Source organism: Streptosporangium sp. NPDC002544, assembly GCF_040295965.1.
Classification (GTDB): Bacteria; Actinomycetota; Actinomycetes; order Streptosporangiales; family Streptosporangiaceae; genus Streptosporangium.
Map to the genome: position 1 here is coordinate 1 of NZ_JBEOWJ010000026.1, position 14,503 is coordinate 14,503.

The window sequence follows — 14,503 nt, forward strand, 5'->3', positions numbered from 1 at the left end:
CCGACGCCGGCCGGTGATACGACCACAGGCGCTCCATGATCGTGGACTCCAGGTCTCCCAGACCACGCATCAGGTGCGACTCCCATCTACCAGCGAATCATTCAATGCTACCGGCCGTCGTAGACGCCTGGCGATGCGTCACCTCCGCCTCCGGTCCGCGAATCGCCGGGTTCGCGATCCGGGCGGGCCCGATGCCCGGAGCCTCCTGGCGGAAAAGGTGTTGTCCGTATACCCCCCACCCGTATATGGTGACCGGAGTTACGGAGAAGATGCGCAAATCGGGAGAGTGTGATGGCGGAATCGATGCAGCCCATGGATCGCACCGGACACGAGGAGCACCATGGGCATGATCACCACATGCACGCCGACCACCCCCAGAAGGTCACATGGCGGGTGGCCGCGTCGGCGACCCTGCACTGCCTCACCGGATGCGCCATCGGCGAGGTGCTCGGCATGGTGATCGGCACCGCTCTGGGCTGGTCCACCGTGCCCACCGTCGTCCTGGCCGTCGTGCTGGCCTTTTTCTTCGGCTACGCACTCACCCTGGTCGGGTTGCGCAGGGCCGGCCTCGACTGGCGCAAGGCCCTGCGGCTGGCGCTGGCGGCCGACACCCTGTCCATCATCGTCATGGAGATCGTCGACAACGCCGTCATGGTCGCGGTTCCCGGCGCCATGGACGCCGGACTGACCTCCGGCCTGTTCTGGGGCGCCCTCGCCTTCGCCCTCCTGGTGGCCTTCCTGGTCACCACACCCATCAACAAATGGATCATCGGCCGGGGCAAGGGGCACGCCGTCGTCCACGCCTACCACCACTGACAAGTCGCGCGACCCCCGGGAGGCCGCGCCGCCGCCCCCGGCCGCGGACGTCCGGAGAAAGATTCGTCCGGTGACCGCGCATGGGAGCGTGAGCGGTTGACCCATCAGGAGGGCTAGCTGTGCTCGGCGTGAGCGCCATAGTCGCTCACCGTCGGTAAGTACAGCGAAGCGACATCATCCGGGATACATCAGTCTCCACGGAAACCGGGGCGATTCAGTGTGCCGGGGAACACTCGGCCAGTCAGCCCACGTACCGTACTCACGCGTCTCGTCCACCAGACACTCGCCGACGTCGAACACCGCAGCCCTGATCACGACCAGCAGCCTACGACGCACCACCGTCTTCCATATGTCAGCCCCAGGCTCTCATGGCAAATTTCGGTGGGCTCGGCCGCTCGCATTGGGGATGTCCGGATACGTAGCTCTGGTCATGGGAAAAGCCGCTTTGGTGGGGCTTCTGGTCTTATGATCACTCGCATCGTCCGGAGATCGCGAGGAAGGACCCCAAGTGGCCGACAAGCGGGATGAGCGGGACGCCGGTATCGACACGACCAGGCCCAGCATCGCCAGGGCCTACGACGTCGTCCTCAACGGCAAGGACAACTTCGAGGTCGACAGGGCCTTCGTCGCGGAGATCGTGAAGATCGTCCCCGAGATCTACGACGTGGCGACCTACAACCGTCAGATCCTCGGCCGGGGGGTGCGGTTCCTGGCGGAGCAGGGCGTCACCCAGTTCATCGACCTCGGCTCGGGGCTGCCGACGGTGGAGAACACCCACCAGGTCGCCCAGGGCGCGAATCCCGAGGCGCGGGTCGTCTACGTCGACAACGACCCGATGGTGCTGGCCCACGGGCGGGCGCTGCTGGCGGAGAACGACCGTACCGCGGTGGTCACCTCCGACCTGCGCGACACCGAGGCGATCCTCGCCGACCCTGCGGTCAAGCGGCTCATCGACCGCGACCGGCCGGTGGGCGTGATGCTGGTCGGGGTCCTGCACCACCTGCATGACGACGACGATCCCCGGGGAATCGTCGAGGCCTACATGGCGGCGGTCCCATCGGGCAGCTACCTCTTCATCACCCACTTCTGCGCCTCCAGTCAGGACTCCCGTGACGCCGAGCAGAAGTTCCTCGCGCTGCTCGGCACCGGCCGGTTCCGGACGCCGGAGGAGATCACCGCGTTCTTCGACGGATTCGAGCTGCTCGAACCGGGCGTCGTCGCGCTGCCCCTGTGGCGGCCCGACGGGCCGGTCCCGGCGGAACTGACCGTGGGCCAGCGGCTCATGTACGGCGGGATCGCCTACAAGCGATAGTCCCGCGGGTGCCCCGGTCGACCTCCGCGCCGGCGATGATTATAAATCTACATTGTAAAGGGCGGGGGCCGTCGCAGGAAACGGTGACGACCTCGCCGACGCGGTCCGCGACGGTGTGCGCACGTTCCTGCGCACCTTCGCCGCTCGTCCCGCCGCCCCCGCGAGTCCCGAGCCTCCCGTCGCGCGGCACGCCGGGGGTCCGGCGCGGGACTTCCTGCCTCCTGCCGGCCGGAATTCTCATAGTTCCCCGGCTGACCGTGGAATCGTGGACTTCGATGCCCCGGCGGTGTTCGTCACGCCACCGAATTCCCTGGGCCGAGGGCGCCGGCGCCGCGTCACCTGGAACCTTGATCGCCCGAGTACGGGCTTCCGGCCGCTGAATCCGGGTCCTGCCGGAGCGTGGGCGGTTCTCGTCTTTACCGGCGAGGCCGGTCTTTCAGCGTATTTCTTTATCTTTGCGGCCTGCTGCTGATAACAGATCGGTAAGACCGTACTGTCATGGGCCGCATACAGTGTGTGATTTTTGCCAGGCTGGGGGAGGTCGGACGCGATACGGGAGGCGAGATGTACGGTGAGCGTGATCGGACTCACGGCCACGGCCTCAACGCCAGACCGCGAGGGCGCATGCCGTACAGCGACTCGTGGCTCCGGCCACCGGATCCTCCCCGCTCGGCCGGACCCGCGACACTCCCCGAGCCCGATGGGCAGTGGCAGGAGGAAGCGCCGGCACCCCACGGGACCGCGCGGCACCGGAAGGACGAGGAGTCGGGTGACGACACCGCCCGATCGCCGGTCGGCCGCTCCTGGACATACCTCGACAGCAGGCCGTTCTCCATGCCCCCGCCGCCCAGCCCCTGGCGGCGGCCGTGGACGAGGCTCTCGCGCGACCAGCTCCTGGGACCGGCGCTGGTCGCCGGATTCCTCGTCGCCGCGGGGGTCGGCGTCTGGTCGTCCGGCTGGTCCCCGTGGGCCGGGACGCCCACCGCGAGCACGGTGCCCGCGCCTCCCGCGGAGCGCCTCCTCGCGGATCACGACATGGTGTTCACGCCACCCCGAGCCCCGGCGGCGGCCGGGGCGGGGGCCGGGGCGCGGGCCTCCACGGGGGAGCGGAAGACCTCGGCGGGCAAGGGGAGGGCGGCCGGGCGGAGGAAGGCGCCGCGCCGAGACCCGGTGCGGGTCATGCCGGCGGAGCGGGCCCTTTCCGGTCCTGCCGGAAGGTCCGGCAACGAATGGGTCAAGCGGGTGGAGCGGCACCGCGAGAGCGGGGAGGGGCGAGGCTCCGCGCGGACCGGCACCAGATCGGGAGAGGCTGGAAACGCCGCGCCGGTGACCGGAAGCACCGGCCGGGGAGCGGGCAATGCCACAGGAGGCTCCGCCGGTGCCCGGGGGAATGCCGGAAGCGCCGCATCGGGGCGGTCGCGCTCCGGGGTACGGAAGGCCCGGTCACAGCCCCGCACGGCCAGGACGGGTGCCCCGGACGCCAGGTCGCCTTCGCCCTCGGCGTCCAGGAGCAGGCCGGCTGATCCGGCCGCCGGGGGCGGGAGCGCCGCCGGCATCAGCGCCGCCTACGCCTGCCGCCACCTGCCCTCCGGCGACTGGCGCTACGCCTACTGCGTACGGGTCTGGAACGACTACAAGAGCAGGAACGGCCTGCCCTGATCGGGCTCGAAGGCCGGGAGGGCGCGACGGTGCCCCCGTCGTGGCACAAGAAATTGACTGATCGTTCTAATAAAGGGTACGTTCTCGGTCATGGCGAGAACCAAGGAGTTCGATCCGGACGCGGTGTTGCAGCGGGCCATGGAGCTCTTCTGGGAAAAGGGCTATGAGGCGACCTCGATGACCGACCTGGTCGAGCATCTGGGGATCGGCAGGGCGAGCCTCTATGCGACGTTCGGTGGCAAGCGAGAGCTTTACCTGAAGGCGTACGACCGCTACCTGGAGAACGGCGTCGACTTCGTCGACCTGCTCTCCCAGCCCGGCCCCGTGCTTCCCGCCGTGCGGGCGCTGGTCGAACGCTATGCGGAGGAGGCCGCACAGGACGAGCTTCGCCGTGGCTGTCTGGTGGTGAACACCGCCGTGGAGCTGGCGCCGCACGACCAGACGCTGGCCCGGCGGGTCGAGGCGAGCTGGGACTTCGTCGAGGCGACCCTGACCTCGGCGCTGGCCAGGGCCCGCGCCCAGGGCGAGCTGGCGGCGGAGAAGAACCCGCGGGCGCTGGCCCGCTTCCTGCTGACCCTGATGCAGGGCATGCGTGTCATCGGCAAGGGTTCGAGGGACCCTGCCCGGTTGCGTGACACCGCGGAGCAGGCCCTGTCCGTTCTCGCCTGATCCGAGGCCCGCTTGCCGACGAGTTCGGTTTTCGCTGCTCAAATAATAGAACGATTGGTCAAATAATGAGGTGCCATGCCTGCCCTTCCGATCGGCTCCGCAACGCGTACCGGTCCGGCCTTCGCGCGGCTTGGCACCATCGATACCTCCGAATACCCGAGGAGAACGCGTCAGATGAGCAGGAGCCGATTCCACGGCAAGGTCGCCCTCGTCACCGGTGGCGGCACCGGCATAGGCCACGCCACCGCGCGGGCCTTCGCCCGCGACGGTGCCACCGTCGTAGTGGCCGGGCGTAGTGCCGAAGAGCTCGCCCGGACCGTCAAGCTGATCGAGCAGGAGGGCGGGCGTGCGAGTTTCGTCACCGCCGACGTCACCGTGGAAGATGATGTCACCCGTATGGTCGCGACCACCGTGGAGCGCCACGGCGGCCTCCACATCGCCCACAACAACGCCGGGATCTTCGGCCGGGCCGCCCCGGTCGCCGACCTCGACACCGAGACCTGGCGGCGGGTCCTGGACGTCAATCTGACCGGCGTCTTCCTCTCGATGAAGTACGAGATCCAGCACATGCGCGCCCACGGCGGCGGCGCGATCGTCAACACCGCCTCCAACATCGGTGCGCACGGCCGGCTCCCCTGGCTGGGCTCCTATGCCACCTCCAAGGCCGGTGTGAGCACCCTGACCCGTGCCGCCGCTCGCGACCACATCGGCGACGGCATCCGTATCAACGCCGTCAGCCCCGGTGCCTCCGACGGGCCGATGTCCTACCTGCCCGGTGAGACCCGCGAGCGGCGCGACGCCCGGATCACGCCGTCGATCCCCCTCGGACGGGTCGGCACGCTCGACGAGGTCGCCGCCGCCGTGCTCTGGCTGGCCTGTGACGAGGCGGGTTTCGCCGTCGGCCACGACCTCGTCGTCGATGGCGGGGCCACCGCCTGACCGGGTCACGCGCGCGTGCTCTCTCCCTGTCGGACGCGGGCCGGCAGGGGGAGACCGTCCCATCATGTCGCCGGTGGCGGTCCGGTTCGTGATCTGGGTGAGCGGGGTGGCGGATTGCGGCCGATGTCCCAGCTGGGACCGTGGGAGTGCGCGGTGCTCACGATCCTTGGTGTGAACTTGGGGTATCCCGGCGATTACTCATGGTCATCGCGGCGCATGAGGTCACGTGCAGATCAACCCTCAGCACCAACGGGAGTACCCATGCACATCCGCATCGCCGCGACGGGGCTCGTCGCCGTCGGCCTTCTCGCCACCCTGGCCACCGCCGGCGTCGCCACCGCCGCCACCGACATCGCGGTCGTCCCCGCCCCGTCCGCGTGTGCCCAGGAGCACCTCGCGCTGCTGGACGCCGAGGACGCCATCGCAGGCGTCGAGGCCGTCCCGGAGGTCAAGGCCGCCCATGACGCCTTGGTGAAGGCCGGCACCGCCGCGGACGTGGGCAAGCTCTCTCGGCAGACGCCTCCGAAACCGCTCGGGGCAGGCGCGCCGGAGGCGGATCCCGCCACCGCGAAGGCAATGGAGGCGTACAACGCCGCCGGGGCCAAGTATCTGCAGGCGCGCGACGCGGCGCTTTCGAAGGTCACGCCACTGCACCAGAGCTCCAGGGACGCGCTCAAGAAGTGCCTCCAGGCCGGCTCCGCCTGAACCTGATCGGATGACACGGGCCGGAGTCTCCCAAGCCGCGACCAGGGTGGACGGTCAGTGGTGGCCGGGGACTCCGGCGGGGGGCGACACAGGCTGCTACCGAACTTCTGCTCAGGGACGGATCGCCCTGCCACGTGACCACTTCGCACCGGAGGGCGGAGTTCTGAGGAGGCGCCGGTATCGCCCGGGTCTGTCGTGCCTCTCCGTGTTCTTCCAGTGTCCCTCGTGGTTCCGGTTGCGTCGTTCGGCGTGAATACGGATGTCCGGTCGCTGTAATCTCCAACAATCCCGCAAGTGGCGCCGTGTTCGGCTGCGCCCGCAAAATAAGGCTGGACATCTCATGATAAATACTGCTGAAATGGTGTTTTTCGTGAATAAGTAATTCACCCTACGCAAGGGGCAGTCGGACACTCCCTGATGGTGGCGCATGGACACTGCTCTGTCGTTTCGCGTTCTCGGTCCACTTGAAGTCCTGGTAGGTGAGCGACGGGTCTCGATCGGAGGGTCACGCCAGCGCATTATTCTCGCCACGCTCATCCTGCGCGCGGGGCGGGTCGCCCCCGTCGACCTGCTCGCCGGGGCGATATGGGGCGAGCACCCGCCGCCCACCGCCCGCAGCCAGGTGGTCATCTGCGTCTCCGGGCTCCGCCGGGCCTTCCTGGAGGCGGGCGCCCCGGCGAACCTGCTCGGTACCTCCTCGCCCGGGTACATCCTGCAGGCCGACCCCTCCCAGGTCGACGTCCTGCTCGCCGAGCGCCTCGCCGCCAAGGCGAGGGCCGCGGAGAACGCCGGCGACCTCTCCGGCGCCGCCCGGCTGTTCGCCGAGGCGTGCGGTCTGTGGCGCGGTCCGGTTCTGGCCGGCATCGAGAGCGCGTTCGTCGAGTCCGAGGCACGACGGCTGGACGATCGCCAGCTGACGCTGACCGAGGAGCGCGTCCAGCTGGAGCTCGCCCTCGGCCGGCACCGGGAGCTGATCGACGACCTCGCCGTCTTCGTCGACGCCAACCCCCTGCGCGAGCGGCTGCGCGCCCAGCTGATGCTGGCCAGATACCGGTGCGGGCGCCGGGCGGAGGCGCTCGACACCTACCGGATCGGGCGGATGCAACTCGTCGAGGAGCTCGGCATCGAGCCGGGCACCGAGCTGCAGGCCCTGCACGACGCCATCCTGCGCGACGCCCCCGAGCTGACCCCGGCACCCGTCAGGGTGAGCGTGCCTGTCTCCGAGGCCGCCACCGGACCGGAGCCCGTGCCCGCGGAGCCCGTCGTGGTGGCCCCGGTCGAGCACGGGGTGGTGCCCGCGCAGCTGCCCGCGGACGCGCCCTGCTTCGTCGGCAGGACCACCGAGATCGCCGAGTTGGACGCCCTGCTGGACAAACGGATCGGCCAGGGGTTGCTCACCATCGCGCTCATCACCGGGGTGGGCGGGGTCGGCAAGTCGGGGCTCGCCGTGCACTGGGCGCACCGGGTCGCCTCCCGCTTCCCCGACGGCCAGCTCTTCGTGAACCTGCGCGGCTACGACCTCAACGCCCAGCCGTTGACCCCCGGCGCGGTCATGGACCGCTTCCTGCGGGCCTTCGGCATCGCCGGCGAGCGCATCCCCGAGGACCTGGACGAGCGCGCCGGCCTGCTGCGCACCGTCATCGGCAGGCGTCAGGTGCTGCTGCTGCTGGACAACGCCCGGTTCATCGACCAGGTCAGGCCGCTGCTGCCCGGCTCCGGCACCTGCTGTGTGATCGTGACCAGCAGGGACCCGCTGGGCGACCTGGCCGCCAGGGAGGGCGCCAGCGTGATCCATCTGGAGGTGCTGGGCGCGGCGGACTCCGCCGCGCTGCTCGCCGGGGTCGCCGACTCCGTGGTCATGGACGAGGACCCCAAGGCCGCCGCGCTGCTCGGCGAGCTGTGTGACGGGCTGCCACTGGCGCTGCGGATCGTGGGCGCCCGCCTCACCGCCCGCTCGTACTGGACCCCGGCCCGCCTGGCCAAGCGTCTCGCCGACGAGCGGCGCCGGTTGGACGAGCTGAGTTACGGCCAGCTGACCGTACGGGCCAGCTTCGCCCTCAGCTACCGCGACCTGAGCCCCGAGGCGGCGCTGATGTTCCGCAGGCTGGGGCTGCTCGAGGCGCCCGACTTCGCCTCCTGGGCGGGTGCGGCGTTGCTCGACATCGACGGCCTCGACGCCGAGGACCTGATCGACCAGCTGGTGGACGCCCAGCTCGTCGAGGTGCTCGGCCCCGACGGCGCCGACCAGATCCGCTACCGCTTCCACGACCTGGTCCGGCTGTACGCCAGGGAGCGGGCCGATGAGGAGGAACCGCCCGAGGATCGGCTCGCCGCCGTCACCCGCGCCCTGAGCTGCTGGCTCGTGCTGGCCGAGGAGGCACACCAGCGGGAGTACGGCGGGGCCTTCACCCAGCTGCACGGCGCGGTGCCCCGGTGGCGGCCGGCCGACGCGGACGAGCTCCTGGAGCGGCCACTCGACTGGCTGGACGCCGAACGCGGTGCTCTGGTCGCCGCCGTCTCCCAGGCCGCCCACCTCGGCGCGTCCGAGCTGTGCTGGGACCTCGCCGTCACCGCCACCACCCTGTTCGAGGCCCGGAGCCACTTCGACGACTGGCGTACCACCCATGAGACGGCCCTCACCGCCGCTCGCCGGGCCGGTGATCTGCGCGGTGAGGCGGCCGTTCTCTGCTCGACGGGAAGCATGTATCTCTTCCAGCAGGTGCCGGAGCGGGCGGGCGAATGCCTGTGGGCGGCGCGCGAGCTGTTCGAGCGGCTTGAGGACTCGTACGGGATGGCGCTGGCGCTGCGCAACATCTCACTGCTGGACCGGCTCGCGGGCCGCTTCGACACGGCGCTCGACGGGTTCCTCACCGCGAAGAGGATCTTCGCCGCGGTCGGGGACCGCTTCGCCGAGGCCCACGTGCTCGGCGGCATCGCCCAGGTCCACGTCGACCAGGGGAGGGTGGAACTCGCCGAACCCCTGTTGAGACAGGCCCTGGAGGTCTTCCGGCAGCTGGGCAGTGAGCGGGGTCAGGCGCAGATACTCAACAGGCTGGGGGAGACACTGCTGCGCCAGGACCGGCTGGGGGAGGCGGAGGTGACCTCCCGGGCCGCGCTCGCCCTGGTCAGGGAGCGGCAGGACGACATCGGGCAGGCGTACATCCTGTGCGGGCTGGGGGAGATACAGGTCCGCCAGAACCGGCTGGAGGCCGCCGTGGAGAGTCTCGACGAGGCGCTGGCCATCGCCCAGGGGGTGCGCGAGCGTTTCGTGGAGGCGCGGATCCACCTGGCCTTCGGCCAGTTGCACGCCCGGCGCGGCCGGTTCGACGAGGCGGTGGCCTATCTGCTCGAGACCTTCGAGATATCCACCGAGCTGGATACCCGGCTGTGGCAGTTCAGGGCACTGTCCGCGCTGGGGGAGGTGTTCATCCTCAAAGGGGACGAGGCCGCCGCCTCCGATGCGCTGAATCGCGCCCTGGATTGTTGCACCGATACCGATTCCGAGGATTACCGGCGAATCAGGGCGCGACTGGCTACTTTATCGGGAATTTCCGCTGAATCATCAGGTCCATGTGCTGTCGCCGGTGATGTGAGCGACTGACGAGGCTGCGGTGATCGTACCCTGAACGACGGCCACAGGCAGGGTGAAGAGCGCGGCAGTGGCGGTGACCTTCGCGACCCAGGTAATCCACCGAGACATTTTCAACCTCATTCATCCGTGGTGTTTTCTTTCCTTCTTCCGTTCTGCGACAAACGTAGAATGGGGCGCGATCGAGTCGATATCACATCGGCTACCGCTTGATATCCGGGGTCGCGTCACGCATCAGCACCGCTGTGAGCAGCACGTCCGCTCCCCACGCCAGGTGCTCGGGGGCGGTGTACTCCCCGGGGGCGTGGCTCACCCCGTCTCTGCTCGGCACGAATATCATCCCGACGGGCGCGATCCGCGCCACGATCTGGGCGTCGTGGCCGGCGCCGCTGGGCAGGCGGTGGTAGGGCAGGCCCTGCTCGGCCGAGGCGCGGGCGATGAGCTCCCGCAGGCCCGCGTCACAGTCGACCGGAGAGGTGCGCGCACCGGGGACGACCGTGACGCGGGTGCCGGTCGCACCGGCCACTTCGGCGGCGACCTCGGCCAGCCGCGCCAGTGCCGTGTCCAGCGCCCCGGCCGAGGTGTCGCGGAACTCCACCCCCAGCCGGACCCTGCCGGGGACGACGTTCCACATGCCGGGCTCGACGGCGCATGTCCCGGTGGTGGCGCGCAGCACCAGCCGCTCGTCGGCGGCGATGGCCCGCACGGCCAGTACCAGCCGGGCGGCGCCGTCCAGCGCGTCCGCCCGGTGCTCCATGGGCGTGGTGCCCGCGTGCCCGGCCACGCCGTCGACCGTGACCGAGACGTTCACCCGCCCGGTGATCGTCTCCACCACCCCGATCGGTACGTCCAGGCGTTCCAGCACCGCTCCCTGCTCGATGTGCAGTTCCAGGTAGGCGGCGATGTCGCGGGGTGACCAGGCCGCCTCGGCCAGCCGCTCGGCATCGCCCCCGACCGCGGCCAGCAGGTCGGCGACCGGGATGCCGCGATCGTCCAGGGCGCGCGCCGCGCCGGGCGGCAACACCCCGGCGAAGCCGTGCGAGCCCAGCATGCCCATCGTCCCGTGGGCGCCCTCCTCGTCGCAGAAGGCCACCACCGCGAGCGGGTGGTTCAGCCGCACGCCCTCCTCGTGCAGGGTCCTGGCCACCTCGATGCCGGCCAGCACCCCGTAGGCCCCGTCGTAGGCGCCGCCGTCCGGCACCGTGTCGATGTGCGAGCCCAGGACCAGCGCGGGCGCCCCCGGCGCGGCGCCGGGGCGGCGGCCGATCAGGTTGCCGGCCGCGTCGATCCGTACGGCCAGCGCGGCCTCCTCCATGAGCCGCGCGACGTAGGCGCGGCCCTCCACATCCGCGGGGGTGAACGCCAGCCGTGTCACCCCGCCGCCGGGCACCGCGCCGATGGCGCCGAGCCCGGCCACCTGCTCCACCAGACGCCCGGCGTTGACACGGGGCCGGGTCCCCTGCAGGACGGTCATGGCGTACGCAGGGATTTGGGGCGCATGTCCGTCCAGACCCGCTCGATGTGCGCCAGGCAGTCGTCCCGGCCGCCGAGGGTTCCGGTGGCGCTCCACCCGGCGGGCAGGGCCCGGTCGTGCGGCCAGATGGAGTACTGCTCCTCGTGGTTGACCACCACTACGTAGGTGCTCACGTCAGACCTCCAGGTCACCGATCGTGGTCGAGTCGTCCCGCACGGCGCTCGTCCGGGAGGAGCGCGCCGCCCGCGCGGTACGCGGTGTCATCTCGCAAGGGGAAGGCCGGGGCCGGACACCAGGGCGGTGATCGACCGCTCCAGCTCGCCGGCCATCGCGGCGACCGTCTCCGGAAGGAACAGTGCCGTGTCGTACTCCAGGACCGCTCGCGCGTGGCCGCCCAGGTCGGTGACCTCCAGGGCCAGGTCGAACTGCGAGGTGCCCAGCGGCATGACCAGCCGGTCGGCCGTCACCCCGGGCAGCCGGTCGTCGGCCGACTCCAGCAGGCGCCGGTCGTGCAGGGTGAACAGCACGTCGAACGGGGTCCTGCGGTCCCTGCCCAGCTCCGCGGTCAGCTTCGACAGCGGTAGTTCCTGGTGCTCGTAGGCGCCCAGCAGGCTCTGCCGGACCCGGCCGACGACCTCGGTGAAGGTGCGCGCCTCGGCCAGCGGGGTGCGGACCGCCACCGTGTTGACGAAGTGCCCGATCAGGTCGGCGACCTCGCTCCTGGAGCGGCCGGACACCACCGAGCCGACCGTCACGTCCCAGACGCCGGTGCGGCGGGCCAGCCAGACCTTGAAGGCGGCCAGGTAGACCATGTGCGGTGTGGTGTCGGTGGCGCGGCACAGCCCGCGTACGTCGACGGGCAGTTCGAAGGAGTGCTGGGCGCCCTGGAACAGCGGCCGTCTGGGGCGGGGCAGGTCGGTGCGGAGCGCGGTGCGCGGTGCGCCCGCCAGTTGCCTTCGCCAGTAGTCCACCAGGCCGGACAGCCGCTCACCGGTCAGCGACTCGCGTTCCCAGACGGCGAAGTCGACGTAATGGGTGCCGGGCGGCGCCGGTTCGGCCGAGCCCTCGACCCGGTTGCGGTAGAGGGCGCACAGCTCCCGCCAGAAGATCGCGGTCGACCAGCCGTCGAAGACGATGTGGTGCGCCAGGACGAGCAGCACGTGCTCGGTGGGGGAGACCCGGTACAGGACGGGCCGCAACAGCGGGCCGCCGGCGAGGTCGAACGGCCTGCGGTACTCCTGGAGGATGAGCCCGGCGGCGTTGGCCGTCTCCACCACCGGCAGTGGCACCGGCGCCGGGTCCGCCACCCGCTGTACCGGTCCCTGCCTGGTCATCGTGAACGTGGTGCGCAGTGACTCGTGCCGGGCGACCACCCGCCCGATCGCCCACTCCAGCGCCCCGACGTCCAGGGGGCCACGGAGCCGGAACGCGTGCGGCGCGTTGTAGGCGAGGCTCGCCGGGGCCAGGTGGTTCAGCACCCACAGGCTCTCCTGGGCGTAGGAGAGCGGGTAGCCGGCGCCGGGCGTCCTGGGCAGCGGGCGGGGCCCGGTCCCGGCGGGACCGGCCAGCCAGGCGGCCAGCTGGGCGGCGGTCAGGTGGTGGAAGACGTCGGAGATCGACACCTGCACGCCCAGCCGGTCCTGGATCCGCATCGCCACCTGGACCGCGGCCAGCGAGTGGCCGCCCAGGCCGAAGAAGTCGTCGTCCGGGCCGATCTCGCAGGGTTCCAGATCGAGCACCTCACTCCAGACAGCGGTGACGACATCCAGCAACTCGGCCGGGGCGTCCGCGCGCGGGGCCGGGCCGTGTGGGACCGCCGGGGGACTCACCGCCGCGGCGGCCGGGTCCCCGCTCCCTGCCCCGGTACCGGGACGGGGCTCCCAGGCGAAGGCCGTCACCGGACGGCCGGGGTCGCCGGCCGCGAAGTCCAGTACCCGCAGGTAGCCCTGGGCGAGCCAGGCGATCGTGTCCGCGTCGAACAGGTCGGTGTTGTAGCGCAGCAGGCCGGAGATCTCGCCGTCCGCGGCGACCAGCTCCAGCTCCACGTCGAAGCGGACGGTCCGCTGGTCGAGGGGGTACGTCGACAGGGTCAGCTCGCCCAACCGCAGCAGCATGCCCCGCTCGCCCGCCGAGGAGGCGCCCAGCGGCGACGCCGCCTCGGGGGACTCGGTCCGGACGATCTCCCCCCGGTGCGAGGCGCGCAGCGTGAACGCCACGTCGAACAGCGGGGAGCGGCTGGGGTCGCGGTGCGCGCCCAGCCGTTCCACCAGCAGCGGGAACGGGTAGTCCTGGTTGTCCAGGGCGCCGAGCACCGCCCGCCGGGTGCGGTCGAGCAGCTGCGAGAACCCGGGGTTCCCCGACAGGTCGGCGCGGAGTACGACCGGGTTGACGAAGTAGCCGGCGACGTCGGAGAACTCCGGGCGGCTGCGCCCGGAGGTCCAGGTGCCGAGCAGGAAGTCCCGCTGGCCGGAGGCCCGGCCCAGCAGCACCTGGAAGGCGGCCAGCAGCGTCGTGTACAGGGTGGCCTCGCCGCCCGCGGCCAGCTCCCCGACCGCCGCCGACCGTTCGGCACCCAGCCGGAAGGCGTGCGAGGCGCCCCGGAAGGTCTGGTCGGCAGGGCGCGGCCGGTCGGCGGGCAGTGCGAGCACCGGCGGCGGGTCGGCCAGCAGACGCGTCCAGTAGGCCGCCATCCTGGCCCCCTCCGGCCGGGCCAGCATCGTCGCCTGCCAGGCCACGAAGTCGGCGTAGGTCGCGGCGGGTGGCGCGCAGGCGGGCTCGGAGCCGCCGCGCAGCGCCGTGTACGCCTGCCCCAGCTCCTCCAGCAGCGTGAACAGCGACCAGCCGTCGATCGCGATGTGATGGGTGACCCAGAGCAGCACGGGTGCCGCCGCCGGGCGCCGTACCAGCACGACCCGCAGCACCGGGCCGCGCTCCAGGTCGAACGGGCGGGCCGCCTCGGCGCCGAGCAGGGCCGCGAGGTCCTCCTCGGGCGCGAGGGCGACGACGCGGAAGTCCAGCTCCCCCTGCGGGGCGACCCGCTGCACCGGCGTGCCCTTGACGTGCCCGTACGTGGTGCGGAAGATCGGGTGCCGCGCTACCAGCCAGGCGAACGCGCCGCGCAGCGCCTCCGGGTTGGCCTCGCCGTGCACCGTCCAGGCGAACGGCATGTTGTAGGCGACGCCGGCCTCCCCGCGCATCCGGTCCATGAACCACAGGGACTGCTGGCCGTAGGAGAGCGGAAAGGGCGCGGCGCCCGATTTCATCAGCTTGGCGAGCAGGGCGCGCTTGTCCGCCTGGGACAGCGGCGCTCGGGTCTCCATCGAAGTCCTCCAGTGGGGGG

Annotated in this window: 10 protein-coding genes; 7 read left to right on the plus strand and 3 right to left on the minus strand. The window is 71.0% G+C overall.

Annotated features, from left to right (window positions below; translation table 11 throughout):
- The first annotated feature begins 291 nt into the window (after positions 1 to 291).
- The 7 genes from ABT061_RS32475 (at position 292) to ABT061_RS32505 (ending at position 9,701) form a co-directional block, all read left to right on the plus strand.
- Complete coding sequence (locus ABT061_RS32475; RefSeq protein ID WP_350925186.1) at positions 292 to 816, plus strand: DUF4396 domain-containing protein; 525 nt, start codon at positions 292 to 294, stop codon at positions 814 to 816.
- A 508-nt stretch (positions 817 to 1,324) separates the two neighbouring features.
- Positions 1,325 to 2,128 carry an SAM-dependent methyltransferase gene (locus ABT061_RS32480; RefSeq protein WP_350925188.1) on the plus strand — a complete coding sequence of 268 codons (804 nt, stop codon included), beginning with the start codon at positions 1,325 to 1,327 and terminating at the stop codon, positions 2,126 to 2,128.
- Positions 2,129 to 2,752: 624 nt separating this feature from the next.
- Positions 2,753 to 3,787 (plus strand): hypothetical protein, encoded by a 1,035-nt coding sequence (locus tag ABT061_RS32485; protein WP_350925190.1) that lies wholly within the window; start codon positions 2,753 to 2,755, stop codon positions 3,785 to 3,787.
- A gap of 90 nt (positions 3,788 to 3,877) precedes the next feature.
- Complete coding sequence (locus ABT061_RS32490; protein ID WP_350925192.1) at positions 3,878 to 4,456, plus strand: TetR/AcrR family transcriptional regulator; 579 nt, start codon at positions 3,878 to 3,880, stop codon at positions 4,454 to 4,456.
- Between the two features lie 174 nt (positions 4,457 to 4,630).
- Positions 4,631 to 5,395 (plus strand): SDR family NAD(P)-dependent oxidoreductase, encoded by a 765-nt coding sequence (locus ABT061_RS32495; protein WP_350925194.1) that lies wholly within the window; start codon positions 4,631 to 4,633, stop codon positions 5,393 to 5,395.
- Positions 5,396 to 5,656: 261 nt separating this feature from the next.
- On the plus strand, positions 5,657 to 6,100 hold the full coding sequence (locus tag ABT061_RS32500) for a hypothetical protein (RefSeq protein WP_350925196.1): 444 nt from the start codon (positions 5,657 to 5,659) through the stop codon (positions 6,098 to 6,100).
- Positions 6,101 to 6,527: 427 nt separating this feature from the next.
- Positions 6,528 to 9,701: an AfsR/SARP family transcriptional regulator gene (locus tag ABT061_RS32505; protein WP_350925198.1), complete on the plus strand. Its 3,174-nt coding sequence runs from the start codon at positions 6,528 to 6,530 to the stop codon at positions 9,699 to 9,701.
- Positions 9,702 to 9,891: 190 nt separating this feature from the next.
- Here the strand turns inward: ABT061_RS32505 and ABT061_RS32510 are convergent, their stop codons facing one another.
- The 3 genes from ABT061_RS32510 to ABT061_RS32520 form a co-directional block, all read right to left on the minus strand.
- Positions 9,892 to 11,163, minus strand: a complete 1,272-nt coding sequence (locus ABT061_RS32510) for a Zn-dependent hydrolase (RefSeq protein ID WP_350925200.1) — start codon at positions 11,161 to 11,163, stop codon at positions 9,892 to 9,894.
- On the minus strand, positions 11,160 to 11,336 hold the full coding sequence (locus ABT061_RS32515; protein WP_350925202.1) for an MbtH family protein: 177 nt from the start codon (positions 11,334 to 11,336) through the stop codon (positions 11,160 to 11,162). The genes ABT061_RS32510 and ABT061_RS32515 overlap by 4 nt, the downstream gene beginning before the upstream one ends.
- Positions 11,337 to 11,423: 87 nt before the next feature.
- Positions 11,424 to 14,483 (minus strand): condensation domain-containing protein, encoded by a 3,060-nt coding sequence (locus ABT061_RS32520; RefSeq protein ID WP_350925204.1) that lies wholly within the window; start codon positions 14,481 to 14,483, stop codon positions 11,424 to 11,426.
- Positions 14,484 to 14,503: the final 20 nt, after the last annotated feature.